This is a genomic window from Rhodococcus cercidiphylli (assembly GCF_033042225.1).
GTDB lineage: Bacteria > Actinomycetota > Actinomycetes > Mycobacteriales > Mycobacteriaceae > Rhodococcoides.
Genome location: NZ_JAWLKE010000002.1, coordinates 153,335 through 175,146, shown reverse-complemented (window position 1 = coordinate 175,146; position 21,812 = coordinate 153,335). Strand labels below are relative to the sequence as shown.

1 protein-coding gene is annotated in these 21,812 nt (G+C 66.6%); it reads left to right on the top strand.

All coding sequences use genetic code 11. The features are described 5' to 3' along the window. The first annotated feature begins 42 nt into the window (after positions 1-42). Positions 43-21,795 carry a non-ribosomal peptide synthase/polyketide synthase gene (locus tag R3P95_RS04505; RefSeq protein WP_317547402.1) on the top strand — a complete coding sequence of 7,251 codons (21,753 nt, stop codon included), beginning with the start codon at positions 43-45 and terminating at the stop codon, positions 21,793-21,795. Positions 21,796-21,812 lie beyond the last annotated feature (17 nt).

Sequence of the window (21,812 nt, the reverse complement as noted above, 5' to 3'; positions counted from 1 at the left end):
CTCGCCGGTTGTGCACGTGGATCGATCAGGAGGAAAAGGTAGATGGCGGTAGGACGTCGAAGCGATGCAGCTCTGACGGTCGAGGACCTTCCGCGCTTGGTTCGGAGCGTCGCAGCGGTCGAACCCGACCGCGTAGCTCTCACGCACCTCGGTACGGAACTGACCTACGCCCGCCTGGACGAGGAGATCACCACCCTCGATGCGGCCATGGGGGGCGTCCTCGGCCCCGACGCGCTGGTTCCGGTCGTGTTGTCCAACACGCTTGCAGGCCTCATCGAGGCCACCGAGGGTGGTCTGGACGCGGTCGTGTCCACCGTCGTCGCGGATGCGGTGTCGGTTCTCGGCGACGACGAGTCGACGTCGAGCTCCGCCCATCCCGAAGCCGCCACGCTGTACGCGCTGTTCGCCGATCAGGCCGAGCGCACCCCGGACGCACCTGCCCTCGTCTTCGGCGACGACACGCGAACCTACGCCGAGTTCGCCGCCTCGGTGGAGCGTCTAGCCCGCGTGCTGATCGCACGGGGAGTCGGCCCCGATTCAGCGGTGGGACTGTCGATCCGCCGATCCTTCGATCTGCTGGTGGGCATGTACGCCGTCTCCGCAGCAGGCGGAGCCTACGTGCCGTTGGACCCGGATCATCCGGTCGACCGACTCGGCTACGTTCTCGACATCGCGACACCTGTCCTGGTTTTGACGACCACGAACGACATACCGCAGTTGCCCGAGGGCACCGCCACCGTTCTCGTCGACGAGCTCGACCTGACCGATGTGCCGGGAGGACGGATCACCGATGCGGATCGGCTCTCCGCCCTGACCGAGGACGACCTCGCCTACGTCATCTTCACCTCCGGTTCGACGGGACGCCCGAAGGGCGTGGCGGTGAGCCACCGGGCCATCGTCGCCAACATCTCCTGGCGTCAGCGGGAGTACTCGATGAGTGCTGCCGACGTCGTGTTGCAGAAGACTCCGTTCACGTTCGACGTATCGGTGTGGGAGTTCTTCTGGCCGTTGCAGATCGGTGCCACGCTCGTGATCGCCGAGCCCGAGGGCCACCGCGACCCCGCCTACCTCGCCCGCGTCATCGGCGAGCGCGGCGTGAGCGTGACGCACTTCGTGCCCTCCATGCTCTCGGTGTACGTCGCCGAACCCACTGCTGCGCAAGCCGATTCGCTTCGGATGGTCTTCGCCTCCGGCGAGGCTCTCCCGGCGCGCACCGTCAACGCGTTCCACGAGATCTCGAACGCGGAACTGCACAACCTGTACGGTCCCACCGAAGCGGCCGTCGACGTCACGTACTACCGAACCCAGCAGGTGGAAGAAGCCTCGGTTCCCATCGGCGCTGCCGTCGACGACACCGATCTGTACGTGCTCGACGAAGGACTGCGGCGATCGCCCCGTGGAGTCGAGGGCGAGCTCTATCTGGCGGGCGTGCAGCTCGCTCGCGGATACCTCGGACGCACCGACCTGACAGCCGATCGGTTCGTGGCCGACCCGTTCGGTGAGCCGGGTGACCGCATGTACCGCACCGGCGACCTGGTGCGTCGACGCGGCGACGGCCTCATCGAATACATCGGGCGCACCGACTTCCAGGTCAAGCTGCGCGGCCTGCGTATCGAGCTGGGCGAAATCGAATCGGCCCTGCTCGCCGAGCCTGAGGTGACCCAGGCGGCTGTACTGCTTCATTCGTCGGAGCAGTCGGAACAACAGCTCGTCGGCTACGTCGTCAGTACCGATTCCGATCTCGACCACGACGGCCTCGCGGACGCGGTGAGACGCCGCATGCCCGAGTACATGGTGCCGTCGGTGTTCGTCGTCCTGGACGAGTTCCCGCTGAACGCCAGCGGAAAGCTCGACCGAAAAGCGTTGCCCGCTCCCGATTTCGCGTCCCTGGCTCGGGAGTACCGCGCACCGAGCACGGAGACCGAGTCGGCATTGGTCGCGATCTTCGAGACCGTGCTCGGCATCGACCGTATCGGCGTCGACGACGACTTCTTCGCACTCGGCGGCAACTCGCTCAACGCCACCCGCGTGATCGCGCGGGTCAACGCCGAGCTGGGCACTGCGGTGGATGTGCGGTCCTTCTTCGACGCACCGACCGTCGCCGAACTCGCCGCGGCAGTCGACGCCGCAGGCTCGACGCACGCGCGACCGGCGTTGGTTGCGCAGCAGCGGCCCGAACGTGTGCCGCTGTCGCTTGCCCAACAACGGATGTGGTTCCTCAACCAATTCGAGCCGGAGTCGGCTGTCAACAACATCCCGGTCGCCATCGCGTTGAGTGGAGAACTCGACTTCACGGCCCTGCAGTCGGCCTTGGTCGACGTGTTGGATCGGCACGAGTCACTGCGGACGGTCTACCCCGACCACGACGGCATCGGCTTCCAGCAAGTACTCGAATCCGATTCGGTGGCAGTGGAATTGGAACGTGCGACGGCAACCGATGCCGACGTTCCCGCCGTGCTGCTCGAGTTCGCGCTCAGGCCCTTCGATCTGGCGGTACAGCTGCCCTTCCGGGCGGTGCTTCTCGAGACGTCCGAGACCGAGCACGTGCTCGCGTTCGTGGTGCACCACATCGCGGCCGACGGATTCTCGATGGGCCCGCTGACCCGAGACGTGGTGGCCGCATACATGGCACGCACCGACGGGCAGGAACCACAGTGGGCTCCGCTCGAAGTGCAGTACGCCGACTTCACGCTGTGGCAGAGGGCCGTACTCGGTAGCGAGGACGATCCGGAATCTCTGATCTCGGCGCAGGAGAACTACTGGCGGCATCAACTCGGCGGCGCACCCGACCAGTTGGAGCTACCCACCGACCGCCCCCGCCCGGCTGTCGCCACGACCAACGGCGGCACGCACACGTTCGAGATCGACGCCGAACTGGTCCGCGCGCTGGAGAGGCTCGGAAGAGACCACAACGCAACGACGTTCATGGTCGTGCACGCCGCACTGGCGGTGTTGTTGGCCAAGCTCGCTGCCGCCGACGACATCAGTATCGGTACTCCGGTCGCCGGCCGTGGTGATGCGGCCCTCGACGACGTCGTCGGGATGTTCGTCAACACACTGGTGCTGCGCACCGAAGTCGATCCACGGACGTCGTTCGACGATCTGCTCCGCGAGACGCGGGAGGTGGACCTCGCCGCGTTCTCGCACGCCGAGGTGCCGTTCGAGCGTCTGGTGGACGTGTTGGCCCCGGTGCGCTCGCAGGCACGGCACCCGCTGTTCCAGGTGATGTTGACGTTCCAGAACCTGGACCGAACCTCGGTGGAACTCCCCGGCCTGACCATCGCGGCGGTCGACTACGAGGCAGACCTGGCGAAGTTCGATCTGCAGGTGACGCTGTGGGATTCGGCTCCGGCCGGCTCCGAACCCGCGGGCCTGACCGTCGCTCTGACATATGCCGCGGACCTCTTCGAGAAATCGACGATGGCCCGATTCGGTGAGCGGTTCGTTCGTGTTCTTCGTGCGATCACCGCAGCGCCTACCGCAGCCGTCGGAGAGATCGACCTGCTCGACTCGGTCGAGCGGAAGTCGGTGCTAGCGTTCGGCTCGGGGCCGGCGCACGAGATCCCCGGCGGGACAACATTGGTGGGGCAGTTCGACGCTCGCGTCGAGCAGACCCCCGACGCTCAGGCCCTGGTGTTCGAGGACGTGCGGTTGACGTACGCGGAGCTCGACGCGCGCGCGAATCGCCTTGCGCGATACCTGTTGTCCGTGGGTGTCGGAACCGATTCGACGGTCGGCCTCGCGGTCGGTCGCAGTATCGAGTTGCTCGTCGGTATGTACGCGATCGTCAAGGCCGGTGCCGCGTACGTACCCATCGACCCGGGTCAGCCGTCGGAGCGCAACGAGTACATCGTGAGCACCGCTTCTCCGGTACGGGTGCTCTCGAGCACCCGAGACCACGTCGAGTTCCCGGGTGTGGAGACGGTGGACATCGACATCGTGGACGTGTCGGAATTCTCGTCGGCACCGGTGACCGATGCGGAGCGGACGGCACCGCTGCGGGCAGACAACCTCGCATACGTCATCTTCACCTCGGGCTCGACGGGTCGCCCGAAGGGCGTCGGCGTATCGCACGCGGCGATCGTCAACCGCTTGTCGTGGATGCAGCACGAGTACCCCCTCGGCCCGCAGGACGTGGTGTTGCAGAAGACGCCGGCGACGTTCGACGTGTCGGTGTGGGAGTTCTTCTGGGCCTTCCAGGTCGGCGCATCGGTGGTCGTCGCGGTTCCCGAGGGTCATCGGGATCCGTCTTACCTGCTCGATGTCATTGCACGCGAACATGTTTCGGTGGTGCACTTCGTACCGTCGATGATGTCGGTGTTCGCGCCGGAGGCACAGCGTAGGCCGGACGCGGGAGCGTCGCTGCGTACGGTGTTCGCCTCGGGGGAGGCGCTTGCGCCCGCTACTGCACATTCGCTTCGCCGCGCGCTCCCGCAGGTGACCGTGCACAACCTGTACGGCCCGACCGAAGCTGCTGTCGACGTGACCTATCACGTGGTCTCCGACGCGGACATCGCGGTCGTGCCGATCGGCTCACCGGTGTGGAACACCGATGTGCGCGTTCTCGATTCGTCGTTGCGGCCGGTTCCGGTCGGGGTGTCGGGAGAGCTCTACCTCTCGGGTGTCCAGCTCGCCAGAGGATACGTGAGCCGACCCGATCTGACCGCGGATCGCTTCGTTGCCGATCCGTTCGCAGTCGGCGGTGCGCGGATGTACCGAACCGGCGACGTGGTGCGGTGGCTGCCCGCCGGTGAACTGGAGTACGTGGGCCGGTCCGACTTCCAGGTGAAGTTGCGTGGCCTGCGTATCGAACTCGGCGAAATCGAATCGGCTCTGTTGGATCTGCCCGAGATCGCTCAGGCCGTGGTGCTCGTGCGACGAGAGCAACTGGTCGCCTACGTCGTCCCCACCGATGGCCCGGTCGATGCGGACCGGATACGTACCGCGCTACGTGGACGTCTGGCCGAGTACATGGTGCCGTCCACCGTCGTGGAACTGACCGAGTTTCCGCTCGGCGGAAGCGGCAAGCTCGATCGAAAAGCACTGCCCGATCCGGAATTCGAGGCGACGCCCTACCGAGCACCGAGCAATCCGGTCGAAGAGATCGTCGCGAAGGTGTTCGGAGCCGTGCTCGGACTCGACCGAGTCGGTGTGGACGACGACTTCTTCGCGCTCGGCGGCAACTCGCTCGTTGCCACTCAGGTCGCCGCGCGACTCGGTGCCGAACTGGGCACCACGGTGCCCGTCCGAACGATGTTCGAGGCAGGCACGGTGGCAGCCTTGGCTGCTGCCTTGGAAAGCCACGTCGGCCACGGAGCATCCGCGCCTCTGGTGGCGCAGGAACGCCCCGAACGAATTCCGCTCTCTCTCGCCCAGCAGCGGATGTGGTTCCTCAACCGATTCGAGCCCGAATCGGCGGTCAACAACATCCCCGTGGCGATCCGGCTCACCGGAGCACTCGACACCGCGGCCCTGAACGCGGCGGTCGTCGACGTTCTCGACCGGCACGAAGCGCTGCGGACCGTCTACCCGAGTGTGGACGGAGCGGGACACCAGGTGATCCTGCCTGCCGAATCGGTGGCACCGGACCTGACGCCCACCGCACCGTCCGCCGACGGTGCGGTTGCCGACCTGATCGCTTTCGCCTCCGAGGGATTCGACGTCACCCAGTCGATTCCTTTGCGCGCAAAATTGTTCCGGGTCACCGACGACGAGTACGTGCTGGTCGTCGTGGTTCACCACATCAGCGCGGACGGGTGGTCCATGGGGCCGCTGACCCGCGACGTGATGACGGCTTACCTCGCTCGTGTGGCCGGCGAGGCTCCGCAGTGGACGCCGCTGTCGGTTCAGTACGCCGACTTCGCGCTGTGGCAGCGCGCCGTGCTCGGCGACGACGCGGATCCGAGCAGCCTGATGGCAGCACAGGCGAGCTACTGGCGTTCGGCCCTGGCGGACCTGCCCAGTGAGCTGACTCTGCCCTACGACCGGCCGCGTCCTGCGGTCCAGTCGTACTCGGGCGGGCGATTCCAGTTCGACATCGATGCGGATCTGCGCGCCTCGCTCGACGATCTGGCCCGGTCGACCGGAACCACGCTGTTCATGGTGCTCCACGGTGCGCTCGCGCTGTTCCTCGCTCGCATGTCCACCTCGGACGACGTCGCGGTCGGTACCGCCGTCGCAGGCCGCGGCGAGGCCGTCCTGGACGACGTGATCGGCATGTTCGTCAACACCCTGGTGCTCCGCACCTCGGTCGATCGAAGCAAGGGATTCACCGACCTCCTCGGCCACGTACGGGACGTCGACCTCGATGCGTTCGCACACGCGGACATCCCCTTCGAGCGGCTCGTCGATCTGCTCGAACCCGAGCGCACGACGGCCAGGCATCCGCTGTTCCAGGTGGCGATCGCGTTCGAAAACCTGCCGCCGAGCGAATTCCAGCTACCCGGTCTGACGGTCTCGGCGGTCGACGTCGAGGTCGACACGGCCAAGTTCGACCTGTCGTTGACGCTGCACGAGAAGGCCGACGGCGCCGGTCTGTCTGCCGGTTTCCTCTATGCGCGAGACCTGTTCGACGAGAACACGATCGAGGTGTTCTCGCGTCGTTTCCGTTGGCTGCTCGAAGCGATCGTGGCGACACCCAACACCCCGGTGGGCGATCTGTCCATCCTCTACGACGACGAGTACGACCGGCTCACCCACGTCCACGGCGACGACGTGTTGGCCGGCGGCACTCTGGCCGAGATCTTCGCTGCCGGAGCCGCACTCGACCCGTCGGCCACCGCGATACGCTACGAGGGCCGCTCGATCTCGTACGCCGAACTCGATGCGACGTCCTCGCAGCTCGCCCGGGTGCTCATCGAGCGCGGGGCCGGACCCGAATCCGTTGTGGCGCTGGGATTCCAGCGCTCCTACTTCATGGTGCTCGCGGTCTGGGCAGTGGCCAAATCCGGGGCTGCGCACCTACCCGTCGACCCGACGTACCCGCAGGATCGCATCGCTCACATGGTCTCGGACTCCGAGGCCGTACTCGGCCTGACCACCCGGGCGCACGCGGATAGGCTCGCCGGCGGACAGCAGGGTCCGGTCTGGCTGAGCGTCGACGACGAGGAGTTCGTGGCCGAGGTCCGCACCCGCTCTGCCGAGCCGGTCACCGACGCCGACCGCCTGCGACCCGTCACGTTCCAGAACCCGGCCTACGTCATCTACACCTCGGGCTCGACGGGCAAGCCGAAGGGCGTTGTCGTCACGCACGCCGGACTCGGCGGTGTACTCGACGCAGCAACCGACCTATACCACCTGAAACCGGCCTCGAAGTTCCTGCACGTCTGCTCGCCCAACTTCGACCCTTCGGTCCTGGAGTGGATGGCGGCGTTCTCCGTCGGCGCGACGTTGGTGGTCGTGCCGGCATCGATTCTCGGCGGCACCGAATTGTCCGATCTGCTGCAGTCCGAGCAGGTCACCCACGCCATCATCACGCCGGCCGTGCTGGGGACCATGGACCCGCACGGGATCGATTCGCTCGAAGTGCTTTCGGTCGGGGGAGACGTGACCACTCCCGAATTGCTCGCCCGGTGGGCGGGGGACCGGAAGTACTTCAACGGGTACGGACCGACCGAGACGACGATCATCTCCAGCTTCGCCGAGTTGACGCCGGGCGAGCCGATCACCATCGGACGACCGATTCACGGCATGTCCGTGCTCATCCTCGATTCACGACTCGAACCGGTTCCGACCGGTGTCGCGGGTGACCTCTATCTGTCGGGTGGTGCGCTCGCTCGCGGCTATCTCGGTAGGCCCGGTCTGTCTTCCGAGCGCTTCGTGGCCAACCCGTACGGCATCGACGGCGCACGGATGTACCGCACCGGCGACGTCGTGCGATGGACCGACGACCTGCAGCTGCAGTTCGTCGGGCGCACCGACTTCCAGGTCAAGGTGCGCGGCTTCCGAATCGAGCTCGGCGAGATCGATTCCGCGCTCACCGCCGTTCCCGAGGTCGACTTCGCCGTCACGCTCGGTCACGAACTGCCGTCGGGCGTCACGACCCTCGTGTCGTACGTTCTGCCGACGCGCGGTTCCGTCGTCGACGTCGACGAGTTGACCGCATTCGTCGGAAAATCACTGCCGGCCTACATGATTCCGTCGTCGATCATCGTGCTCGACGCCGTTCCGCTGACCCCGGTCGGCAAGTTGGATCGCGCCGCACTTCCCGCACCGGTGTTCGAGGCCCGTGAATTCCGAGCACCCACCACCGCGGTCGAAGAGATCGTCGCCGGAGTGTTCGCCGATGTCCTGCACATCGATCGAGTGGGACTGGACGACGACTTCTTCGCCCTCGGCGGTAATTCGTTGATCGCCACCCAGGTGGTCTCGCGACTCGGCGCGGCCCTGGACACCGTCGTGCCGGTGCGTGCGCTGTTCGAGAGTTCGACCGTCGCCGCGCTGGTGGCGCACGTGGAGAGCGCTGTCGGTTCGGGCGGTCGAGCTGCACTCGTGGCCGGTCCGCGTCCCGAGCGCCCGCCGCTCTCGCCGGCCCAGCAGCGGTACTGGTTCCTCAACCAGTTCGACACGACGTCGTCGGTGGACAACATTCCGTTCGCCGTGCGGTTGTCCGGCGAGCTCGACGTCGCTGCGCTGCAGTCGGCGGTACGCGACGTCGTCGAACGCCACGAGTCTCTTCGTACCCGGTACCCGGACTCTGCACAGGGCCCGTTCCAGCAGGTGCTCCCGGCGTCCGACGTGCCGATGGACCTCGCCGTCCGCGACGTGGCCGGTGCGAATGTCGTTGCGGCAGTCACGGAGTTCTTCGGACGCGGCTTCGATGTCACCGTCGAGGTGCCGGTCGACGCGCGTGTGTTCCGCGTCGGTGAGAACGAGCATGTCTTGGCCTTCGCCGTACACCACGTGTCGGCCGACGGCGCGTCGATGGGCCCGCTGGCCGTCGACGTCATGACCGCGTACACCGCGAGATCTGCAGGGTCGGCGCCGGATTGGGAGCCGCTCGACGTGCAGTACGTCGACTTCGCGTTGTGGCAGCGAACCGTGCTCGGTTCCGAATCGGATCCCGATTCTGTTGCAGCGCAGCAGGTGTCGTTCTGGAAAGATGCGCTCGCCGAGCTGCCGGATCAACTGGTACTGCCTACCGATCGCCCGCGCCCGCCTGCGCAGAGTTTCCGCGGCGACGCCGTGCGGTTCACCGTCGACGCCGACACGCACGCCGCTCTCGCTGAACTCGGACGTACCGAGCAGGCATCGTTGTTCATGGTGGTGCACTCGGCATTCGCGGTGCTGCTCGCGCGCCTGTCCGGTTCCGAGGACATCGCCGTCGGAACGCCCATCGCCGGCCGCGGCGAGCGGGCTCTCGATTCGATGATCGGGATGTTCGTCAACACTCTCGTCTTCCGATCGACCGTCGAATCGTCGATGACCTTCCGCCAGTTGCTCGCTCAGGCCCGCGAGCGGGACCTGGCCGCGTTCGCGCACTCCGACGTTCCGTTCGAGCGTCTCGTGGAGGTGCTGAACCCGGTGCGGTCCACGGCGCGCAACCCCTTGTTCCAGGTAGGCCTGTCCTTCCAGAACCTCGCCGAGTCGACGTTCGAGCTGCCGGGTCTGACGGTGAGCGCCGTCGAGGCGGATGCTGTGACAGCGAAAACCGATCTGCAACTGTCCATCTCGGATCGTTACGACCAGGACGGCTCGCCTGCGGAACTGTCGGCCGAATTCAGTTACGCCACCGATCTTTTCGATCGCGCCACGGTGGAGACGTTTGCCGACCGGTTCGTGCGCCTCCTCGCCGCAGTGGCCGAGGATCCCTCGGCCGTCATCGGCGATCTCGCTCTGCTCTCGCCCGAGGAGCACACCCGGATCGTGCGGACGTGGAACGACACCGATCACGATGTCGATGCGTCGCAGACCCTGGTATCGCTGTTCGATCGACAGGTGCAGGCGCAGCCCGACGCCATCGCGGTGGTCCATGCGGGAGAATCGCTGTCGTACGCGGAGTTCGATCGTCGAATCAACCGGTTGGCTCGCGTCCTGATCGGTGCCGGCGTCGGCCCGCAGGTGACGGTTGCCCTGGCGATCAGGCGCTCGGTGGATCTGCTCGTGGCGATGTACGCCGTCGCGAAGGCAGGCGGGGCGTACGTACCCATCGACCCGGATCAGCCGGCGGACCGCAACGCCTACATTCTCGAGGTAGCGGCTCCCGCTCTGGTTTTGAGCACGTCGCGTGACGATGTCGACGTCGAGTCGATTCCGGTTCTGCGGGTCGACACCGATCCTCGACTGCTGGGTGCCGAGGTCTCGGACGCGCCCGTCACCGACAGCGAGCGCACCTCGCCGCTGCGGCCTGCGAACACCGCGTACGTCATCTTCACGTCCGGATCCACCGGTCGCCCCAAGGGCGTCGCGGTCGGTCACGCCGCCATCGTCAACCAGCTGCTGTGGCAGAGCGCCCATTACGGGCTGGGCAACACGGACCGGGTGCTGCTCAAGACCGCCGCCACCTTCGATCTGTCCGTGTGGGAGTTCTGGGTCGCCACCGTCTCTGGTGGTGCGATCGTGGTCGCCGACGCCGAGGGCCACCGTGATCCCGCCTATCTCGTCGATCTGATGGACCGGGAATCGGTGACGACACTGCACACCGTGCCGTCCGTCCTCGACGCATTGATCACGGCGTCGGCGGGAGTCCTACCCCGGCATCTGAGCCGGATCCTGGCGATCGGCGAGGCGCTGCCGGTCGCGACGGCCGAGCGCGCTCTGCGCAGTTCTGCTGCGCGGCTGGACAACTTGTACGGACCGACCGAGGCAGCGGTGTCGGTGACCGCGCATCGAGTGTCGACCGTCGACGGCACCACTGTTCCCATCGGCGGCCCGGAGTGGAATACCCGTGTCTACGTGCTGGACTCGCGTCTGGCTCCCGTTCCGGTCGGTGTCGCCGGCGAGCTCTACCTCGCGGGTGCGCAGCTGGCCGACGGTTACTTCGCGCGGCCGGATCTGAGCGCCGAGCGTTTCGTCGCGGACCCGTTCACCCCCGGTGGCCGCCTGTACCGCACCGGTGACCTCGTGTCCTGGTGCGCCGACGGCGAACTGGAGTACGTCGGCCGTACCGACTTCCAGGTGAAGATTCGCGGTTTCCGTATCGAACTCGGCGACATCGATGCCGCTCTCGGATCGCTCGACGAGATTCGTGACGTCGCCGTGATCGCTCTCGCGGACACGGGATCGGGCGCACGACTCGTGGCCTACCTCGTGCCCGCCGATGGGGTGACGCTGGATCAGGACGGCATCCGTCGTGCACTCGCCGAACGTCTGCCGTCGTACATGATCCCGTCGGCTTTCGTGATTCTCGATGCGTTGCCCCGCAACACGAACGGGAAGCTGGACCGACAGGCATTGCCGGAACCGCAGTTCGAGACAGCCGAGTTCCGCGCACCGACCAACCCGGTGGAAGAGGCCGTCGCGGCGGTCTTCGCCGAGGTGCTCTCGGTGGAGCGGGTCGGTCTGGACGACGACTTCTTCGCACTCGGCGGTAACTCGTTGATCGCCACCCAGGTGGTCTCCCGACTGGGGGCGGCGCTCGATACACAGGTGCCGGTTCGCTCGATCTTCGAGTCTCCGACGGTGCAGTCGCTCGCACGCGCCATCGAGTCCGAGGTGGGTACCGGTGCGCGCCGGGCACTGACGGCTCGGACACGACCGGACTCGGTGCCGCTGTCGATGGCCCAGCAGCGCATGTGGTTCCTGAGCCAGTTCGATCCGACGTCCGCCGTGAACAACATCCCGGTCGCAATTCGGTTGTCCGGCAGCGTCGATGTCGATGCACTCGTCAGCGCCGTGCACGACGTGCTGGCGCGCCACGAAATTCTGCGCACCGTGTACCCGGAGGTCGACGGGCGAGGCCAGCAGGTGGTGCTCGGTACCGCGGAGTCCGGCGTGACGGTTGTCGTCGACGACGTGGACGAGAGTTCGATCGAGCAGTCCCTGCGCGACTTCGTGTCCGCTGGATTCGATGTTACCCGAGCGGTCCCGGTGCGAATCCGGATCCTGCGGGTCAGCGAGACCGAGCACGTATTGGCATTCGTCGCCCACCACATCGCCGCGGACGGGTTCTCGATGGGACCCCTGACGCGCGACGTCATGGTGGCCTACACCGCCCGTGCCGCGGGGGAGAGTCCGCAGTGGGCACCACTTCCGGTGCAGTACGCGGACTACGCGCTGTGGCAACGCGAGGTACTCGGTTCCGAGGACGACCCCGATTCGCCGTTGGCGAAGCAGCTCGCCTACTGGACGTCGGCTCTGGCCGGTGCCCCGGCGCAGCTCGATCTCGCGACCGACCGGCCGCGCCCGGCGGTGGCGTCGTATCGCGGTGCGGCATACAACTTCTCGATCGACTCGACCCTTCAGTCGAACATCGCTCGGGCCGCCAGAGCCGAAAACGCCACGAACTTCATGGTGGTGCACACCGCGCTCGCGGTGCTCCTCGGCGCGATGGCGGGAACCGACGACGTGACGATCGGAACTCCGGTCGCCGGCCGCGGTGACGCGGATCTGGACGAGCTCGTCGGCATGTTCGTCAACACGCTCGCCCTGCGTACCGCGATGAATCCCGCGGCAACGTTGCGCGAGCAACTCGCCGCAGTTCGTGAGGCCGACCTGGGTGCCTTCGGGCACGCCGACGTGCCGTTCGAGCGGCTGGTCGACGAGCTGGCCCCGGACCGCTCTCAGGCTCGGCACCCGATCTTCCAGGTCATGTTGACGTTCCAGAACCTGAACCGTCAGACGTTGGCATTGCCCGGGCTGAGCGTCGAGGGAATCGATCTCGGCAGCGCCTTCGCAAAGTTCGACCTGCAGGTGACGCTGTGGGAGAACGTCGACCGATCCGGCGCTCCAGCCGGCATCGACGTCCAATTCGACTACGCCACCGATCTTTTCGACGAGTCCAGCATGGCGTCTCTAGGGCGACGGCTCGTCCGGGTTCTGCACGCGCTCACCGACGCACCGGACGCAGTCGTCGGCGACATCGACATCCTCGAGGAGGGCGAACGCACCCGCGTCCTCGAGGAATGGAACGCCACCGCGCACGAGGTGGATCCCGGCGCAACTCTGGTGTCGTTGTTCGAGGCCCGAGTTGCAACGTCTCCGGACAACATCGCCACGAGCTTCGCCGACGACCGAGTGACCTACCGCGAATTCTCCGAGCGGGTCAATGCGCTCGCGCGCCTGCTCATCGCCGAGGGGGTCGGCCCGGAAACCGTGGTGGCCACGGCCATGCGCCGCTCGAACGACATGCTCACGGGTATCTATGCCGTGCTCGCCGCCGGTGGTGCCTACGTCCCGGTAGACCCGGATCTTCCGGCCGAACGAATCGGCTACATCCTGGACACGGCGGCACCGGTGGTACTGCTCACGACCGAGCACGACGGCACATCTCTCGTGACCGACGCCGCCAGGATTCTGGTCGACACCGTCGACACGACAGGTCTGTCCACGGCACCGGTGACCGATGGCGAGCGAACCGCGCCGCTGCGACCGGCAGACACCGCGTACGTCATCTTCACCTCCGGCTCCACCGGTCGTCCCAAAGGCGTAGCGGTCAGCCACGAGGCCATCGTCAACCGTCTGCTGTGGATGCAGGACGAATACCGTCTCACCGAGCAGGACAAGGTGTTGCAGAAGACGCCGGTCACGTTCGACGTATCGGTCTGGGAACTGTTCTGGCCGTTGCAGATCGGTGCCGAACTCGTCATCGCGGTGCCCGACGGCCACCGAGATCCGGCATACCTGGTGAGCACCGTCGCCGAACGCGGCATCACGGTCGCGCACTTCGTCCCGTCGCTGTTGGCCGTGTTCGCTGCTGCGGATGGTGTCTCCGACTGCACCGGCCTGCGTGCGGTCTTCGCCTCGGGCGAGGCGCTGCCTGCATCGGTTGCCTCGGCGCTGCGCGCGGCACTGCCTGCCACCGAACTGCACAACCTGTACGGACCGACCGAGGCCGCAGTCGACGTCACCTACCACTGCGTGGTGCCGGCCGACGTCGCGTCGGTCCCCATCGGTGCTCCGGTCTGGAACACCCGAGTCACCGTGCTCGATGCACGCCTGCACCCGGTCCCGGTCGGAGTGCCCGGGGAGCTGTATCTCGCCGGGCGGCAACTGGCCCGCGGATACCTCGGCCGCCCGGACCTCACCGCCGACCGGTTCGTCGCCGACCCGCACGGCAATGCCGGCTCGCGGATGTATCGCACCGGAGACCTGGTTCGCTGGAACGCAGACGGCGAGCTCGAGTACCTCGGCCGCACCGATTTCCAGGTCAAACTGCGAGGCCTGCGGATCGAGCTCGGCGAAATCGAAGCCGCGTTGACCGCAGATCCGTCGGTCGACCAAGCCGTGGTTCTCGTGCGCAGGACGCCGTCGGCAGGTGAACTACTGGTCGGGTACGTCGTTCCTGTCGCCGGGGAGACGATCGACACCGCAGCGGTCACCACCTCGGTTGCCACCCTGGTTCCGGAGTACATGGTGCCGGCCGGGCTCGTCGTGCTCGATGCCCTCCCACTCGGGCCGAACGGCAAGCTGGACCGCAGAGCGCTACCCGAACCGGAATTCGGCAGCGATGCCGAATTCCGTACGGCGACAACCGATACCGAACGCGTCATTGCCGAGGTCTTCGCCGACGTGCTCGGCCTCGACACCGTGGGCGTCGACGATTCGTTCTTCGCGCTCGGCGGCGACAGCATCGTCTCCATTCAGCTCGTCTCTCGTGCCAAGGCCAGGGGAATTCAGTTCGGTCCGCGAGATGTGTTCGAGCGCAAGACCGTCGCCGGTCTCGCCGAGGTCGCCGTGATCGTCGGTGAGGGCGCTGACGCGGTCGTGCTCGAGGAACTCGACGGCGGCGGCGTCGGTTGGATGCCGCTACCCCCGTTCGGTGTGGCGATGATCGAGCGCGGCGGAGGCTGGTCGCGGTTCCATCAGGCCGTCACACTGGAGCTGCCGCTCGGCATCGACCGAGCCGGGATTCTCGCCACGGTGACTGCAGTGGTCGATCGACACGACGTGCTGCGCTCGACCCTGGTGCACGACGACCGCGGCTGGGGTCTCGAGGTTGCGGGCACCGGTGCGGTCGACGTGGATGCGTTACTCACCCGGGCCGATACCGATTCGGCCGCAACCGTATTCGACGACGCAGTCGGAACGCTCGACCCCACGGCCGGGCGCATGCTCGCCCTCGTCTGGGTCGATCGAGGACCCGACGAAGCGGGCACGCTGACCGTCGCCGCGCACCACCTCGTGATCGACGGAGTGTCGTGGCGAATTCTGGTCCCCGACTTCGTCTCCGCCTGGGCTCAGGTGTCCGGGGGAGTGGACCCGAGCCTGCCCGAGGTCGGAACCTCGATGCGGCGTTGGACCCATGCTCTGGTCGACGCGGCAGCGAGTGAAGCGCGGCTGGCCGAGTTGCCGCTGTGGCGCTCGATCGCCGACACCGAGGATCCCGTGCTGGGCGACCGTCCCTTCGATCCCGCGGTCGACGTCGTCGCGACGCTCGAACGGGTGAACATCGAACTGGCACCCGACGTCACGCGCACCTTGCTGACCACGGTTCCGGAGATCTTCCGCGGCGGCGTGGGCGACGGGTTGTTGGCCGGACTCGCTATGGCTGTCACGAGACTGCGGTCCGAGCGCGGCGTCACCGCACCGGCGACACTGGTGCAGCTCGAAGGCCACGGCCGCGAGGAAGCGGTGGTTCCCGGAGCCGATCTGGGACGCACCGTCGGCTGGCTGACCAGCCTGTTCCCCGTCCGCCTCGACCTGACCGGAATCGACGTCGACGCTGCGTTCGCGGGCGGACCGCAGCTCGGCGACGCCGTCAAGGCCGTCAAGGAACAGATGCTGGCGCTGCCCGATCGAGGCATGGGCTGGGGACTGCTCCGTTACCTGAACTCCGAGACAGCTGCGGAACTTGTGGAACTCGGGACCGGACAGATCAGCTTCAACTACCTGGGTCGCGTCGACACCGGCGAGGTCCCCGACGAGATGAAGTCGCTCGGCTGGTTGCCTGCCGCCCACGGTGAGCTCTCCGCGCCCGGTGACCCCGACATGGCCGCGAACAAGACGATCGACATCAACGCGATCGTCCTCGACACCGACGAGGGTGGGGTCCTGAGCGCGAGCTTCGCATTCCCCACCGGAGCCGTGTCCGCGGACACGGTCGAGCGTCTCGCCGGGCTGTGGTCCGATGCATTGTCGGCACTGGCCACGTACTCCGAGGCGCCCGGCTCGGGTGGCTTGACCCCGTCCGACGTTCCGCTGGTGCGGCTCTCACAGTCCGACATCTCGTCGTTCGAGGGGCGGTACCCGGAGCTGACGGACATCTGGTCGCTGTCGCCGCTGCAGCAGGGATTGCTCTTTCACGCACTGTTCGCGGACGCGTCGATCGACGTCTACACGATGCAGGTCGTGCTCGACCTGGCCGGCGAGGTGGACGCCGAACGGCTGCACCGCGCCGCGCAGACACTGCTTGATCGGTACGAGAATCTGCGTACCTCGTTCACCGCGACCGCGGACGGCGAGACGGTGCAGATCGTCCAGCAGAACGTTCGTCTGCCCTGGAACACCCTCGATCTGTCTCATCTCGACGGGCTCGAACGCGACGCTGCCTTAGTCGACGCACTGGCCGCGGATCAGCGACGGCACTTCGACGTGTCCACGGCACCCCTGCTGCGGTTCCTGCTCGTCAGGATCACGCCGACAACGTACAAGCTCGCGATGACCAATCATCACGTGTTGCTCGACGGATGGTCGTTGCCGCTGGTGATGAAGGAACTGCTGTACCTGTACGCAGCGCAGAGCTCCACGGCGTCGATGCCTCGCGTGCGGTCGTACCGCTCGTATCTGGCGTGGCTCGATCGACAGGATCCGGCCGTATCGCTGAGCGCGTGGACCCGGGCACTGGACGGTGTCGAGGAACCGACCTTCGTCGCTCAGCCGAGCGTCGGACGAGAAATCTCGTCCAGATCGGCCGAGGCGGAGAAGTCGGTCGATGTCGACACGACAGCGGCGCTGGTAGCGCTCGGCGGCCGGCTCGGCGTCACGGTCAACACGCTGGTGCAAGCGGCGTACGGACTGTTGATCGCGCACGTCACCGGCCGCACCGATGTCGTGTTCGGTGCCACGGTCTCCGGTCGTCCCGCTGCTCTTCCCGGCGTCGAGTCGATGATCGGGCTGTTCATCAACACCATCCCGGTGCGGGTTCGATTCGATCCCGCCGACACGGTGGAGAACTACCTGGTCCGCATCCAGGGCGAACAAGCCGATCTTCTCGACCACCACCACGTGGGACTGGTCGACATCCAGCGGGCGATCGGCGTCGGCAATCTGTTCGACACCCTGACCATTTTCGAGTCCTACCCGGTGGACGAAGCACAACTGACGCAACAGGCCGCGGCCATCGACGGCATGACCGTCGAGGGCGTGAGCTCCAACGACAACACCCACTATCCGCTGACGTTGCTCGTCGTGGCCGAGGACCGAATCTCGTTCACGCTCAAGTACATCAGCGATCTGTTCGATCCCGCATACATCGACTCCGTGCTGGCGCGACTCGTCGGCATCCTCGAAACCTTCGTGTCCGACACGACCGTCGCGGTCGGCGATATCGATCTGCTCGGCTCGGCAGAACGAACTCGAGTGATCGAGACGTGGAACGACACCGCACACGAGGTCGACGCAGGCGTCATGCTGACCGAGCAGTTCCGGGCGCGGGTGGCCGCGAACCCGGACGCCACGGCCGTGGTGTTCGAGGACGCGACCGTCACGTATGCGGAGTTCTCGGACCGAGTGAATTGCCTCGCGCGACACCTGGTGTCTCTCGGTGTGGGGCCGCAGTCGCTCGTCGCACTCGGGATGCGGCGCGGAATCGACCTCATGGTCGGCATCTACGCCGTCCTCGAAGCCGGTGGTGCCTATGTGCCCATCGATCCGGACCACCCCGCGGATCGCATCGAGTACATCCTCGACACAGCCGAGCCGGTGGTGGTGCTCTCCACCAGTCACGATCGGGAAGGTCTACCGGAGCGTTTCCCGATTCTCGAACTCGACACCGTCGGTCTCACCGGGTACCCGAACGGTGCCTTGACCGACGCAGATCGACTGGCACCGGTGCGTCCTGGAAACACCGCCTACGTCATCTTCACCTCGGGCTCGACGGGACGCCCCAAGGGCGTGGCGGTGTCGCACCGTGCCGTCGTCAACGAGATGGCCTGGATGGTGCACCAGTACTCGCTCGACGAGAACGACGTCTACTTGCAGAAGACCGCCACGACATTCGACGTGTCTCTGTGGGGGTTCTTCCTTCCGCTCTGGGTCGGTGCAACGGTCGTTCTGGCGACCCCCGACGGCCACCGCGACCCGGAGTATGTCGCGGAGCGCATCGCTCGGCACGGCGTCACCGTCACGGACTTCGTGCCGTCGATGCTCACGGTGTTCGCCGCGTACGCGACCGAGGAGCAGTGCCGGTCCCTGCGACACGTCTACGTCGTGGGTGAGGCACTGCCCCCGGAGACGGTGACGGATTTCCGTGCGATCACCTCTGCCGGGATCCACAACCTGTACGGACCCACCGAAGCTGCTGTGACAGTGACGTTCTGGGAGACCGAGCCGGAAGATGTATCGACGGTTCCGATCGGTGCGCCGGAATGGAACACCCAGGCCTACGTCCTCGACGGCAGGCTGCATCCAGTGGCCGCAGGGACCGCGGGTGAGCTGTATCTGGCGGGTACCCAGCTCGCCGACGGATATCTCGGCCGCGTCGACCTGACGATGGACCGCTTTGTCGCGAACCCGTTCTCGGCTGCCGGCGAGCGCATGTATCGCACCGGAGACCTCGTCCGATGGCGGCCGGGCCCCGACGCTGTGGGGGTACTCGAGTACATCGGGCGCACCGACTTCCAGGTCAAGTTCCGTGGCCAACGGATCGAGCTCGGTGAGATCGAGACCGCGCTGTTGGCCCATCCCGACGTCAACCAGGCCACGGCCGTGGTGGCGACCACCGGTGCCGGCGACCAGCTCGTCGGATACGTGGTGCCTGCACCGGGCAGCACACTGGACCCGGCCGAGGTACGCACCTTCGTCGGCGGCGCGCTGCCGAAGTACATGGTGCCGGCGACGGTGATGGTGCTCGCCGAATTCCCTCTGAACACCAGCGGCAAGCTGGACCGAAAAGCACTGCCGGAGCCGGTGTTCGAGGTTCGCGAGTTCCGTGCTCCGGCAACGCCGGTCGAGGAGATCGTGGCGGAGATCTACGCCGAGTTGCTCGGCGTCCAGCGTGTCGGATCGAACGACGACTTCTTCGATCTCGGTGGTAACTCGCTGATCGCCACGCGAGTGGCGGCACGGGTGTCGGCGGCGCTCGGCAAGAAGGTCGGTGTCCGAGACCTGTTCGAGGCGTCGACCGTTGCCGCGCTCGCAGCTCGTGCCGAGTCGCGTATCGACGACGCGAACGATGTGCCGCTGCGCCGCCGACCGGCCGGACAGACCGTGCCGTTGTCGCTCGCGCAACAGCGCATGTGGGTACTCAACCGACTCGACCCCGAGTCCGGGGCCTACAACATGCCGCTGGCGCTCCGTCTGCGAGGCGAGCTGGATGTCGCGGCACTGCAGACCGCCGTGTCCAGCACCGTGGAACGCCACGAGGCACTGCGCACGCGCTACCCGGAAGATGCGAACGGTTCGCCGTATCAGGAGTTCGTCGACGCCGGATCGGTCGTACCCGATCTGACTCCGATCGACGCGCCCAACGACTCCGACACCGCCGAACGGATTCGCGCACTCGTCTACGAGGGTTTCGACGTCACCGTCGCACCCCCGGTCCGGGGAGCACTGTTCCGGTTCGGTCCGGACGAGTACGTCTTCGTCATCGTGATGCACCACATCAGCGGAGACGGCGCATCGATGGCACCACTGGCCCGTGACGTCATGACCGCGTATCTCGCTGCCGCGTCGGGAACCGACTACACGCCCGAACCGCTGACGGTGCAGTACGCGGACTTCGCGGTCTGGCAGCGGCAGGTGCTGGGCTCGGACAGCGACCCCACGTCGATTCTGTCGCAGCAGTTGGCCTTCTGGGCGGACGAGCTCAGCGGGATCACCCCGGTCGTGTCGTTGCCGTGGGATCGGCCGCGTACGGCTACCGCCAACCTGCGCGGAGCCAGTGTGAGTGTCGAGCTGGACGAGTCGGTACACACCGGGCTCGCGGCGATCGCGCGCGAGAACAACGCGACTCTGTTCATGGTGTTGCACGCGGTACTCGGGGTGCTGTTGTCACGGATGAGTGGCTCCCGCAGCTTCGCCGTCGGCACGCCTATCGCCGGCCGCGGGCACGAGGCGCTCGACGGACTGGTCGGCATGTTCGTCAACACCCTGGCATTGCGCACGGACGTGGACCCGGATGCGACGTTCGCAGAGCTGCTGACCGCCCTCCGCGAGACCGACCTGCGGGCCTTCGCGAATTCGGACGTGCCGTTCGAGCGGGTCGTCGACACCATCGCACCGGACCGGAACGCCGGGTACACCCCGCTGTTCCAGACGGTTCTGTCGGTGGAGCCCCACGGCGAGGCGCGGTTCGAATTGCCGAACCTGGTGGTCGAACCCGTCAGCGGCTTCGAGCCGACGGCGAAATTCGACCTGCAGGTCACGGTGGAGACCCAGCACGCCGACGGGAACAGCGGCACCGGAACCCTGAACGTCGAATGGGTGTACGCCGCCGACCTGTTCGACGAGTCCACGGTCGCCTCCTTGGCGGAACGATTCGCTCGTATCGCCGGTGCGGTAGCGGCAACACCAGCTGTCGTCGTCGGCGACATCGACGTGCTCGACGCCGCCGAGCGGGCCGCACTGACCGAGACCCCGCAGACCGCCGACTCCACTGTGGCACCGGTCCGGTCGGACCTGACCTTGCCGCAGGTACTCACCTCGGCGGTGGACGCAGATCCCGATGCGCCCGCGTTGTCGTCGGACGGAGTCGAGACCACCTATCGTCAGCTCGACGAGCAGTCGTCGAGGATGGCTCGGGTACTGATCGAGCGCGGCGTCCGGCCCGGAGTCGTGGTCGGCGTCTCCGTCACCGGCGACGTCGCGGCCGTCGTGACGCGGTGGGCGGTGGCCAAGGCAGGCGGAGCTGTGGCACCGATCACCACTTCGAACTCCTCCGACGTTCTGGAGCGGGCAGGCGCATCCGTCCTCGTTCTGGACGGTGACGATGCGCCGAGCTCGGCCGGGCCCGCCACGACCGTCCACCTCGGACAACCCGACGTGGTCGACGCCATTGCCGCGAGTTCTGCGCGGCCGGTGACGTATTCGGACCGAACGGCGGTTCTGGGACCCGACAGCCCAGCGTTGGTCTCGGTCGACGACGGCACCGTGATCGACCACGGAACACTCGCCGCACTGGCGACGAGCGCAGTGACGGAGTGGGCAGTGGCGTTCGATTCACGGCTGGCCGTTCCCACCCGGTTCGATTCCGCTGCAGCAGTTCTGGCCGGCGTGGTCGGCGTCACGGCAGGTGCAGCTCTGGTGACCGACCGGGCGGAGTCCGCCGAAGACGCCGCAGACATCGTGTCCGCAGAATGGGTGACCCATGCGTTCCTCGCCGCAGCAGACATCGCCGCGGTCGATCGACTGCAACCCGAGGACATCGAGGACCTCGTTGCGATCGTGTCGGTCGACGGTGACAGTGACGGTGTCGAGATGAGCGGTGTCGACATTCCGGTGCATCGTCTGCCCGGGTCGATGGGAACCGCCGACCGATAGGGTGAAGCGAACTGCAA

What these genes read in the sequence shown, in the direction of transcription:
- R3P95_RS04505 (WP_317547402.1), top strand. Translation starts at nt 43, where the DNA reads ATGGCGGTAGGACGTCGAAGCGATGCAGCTCTGACGGTCGAGGACCTT.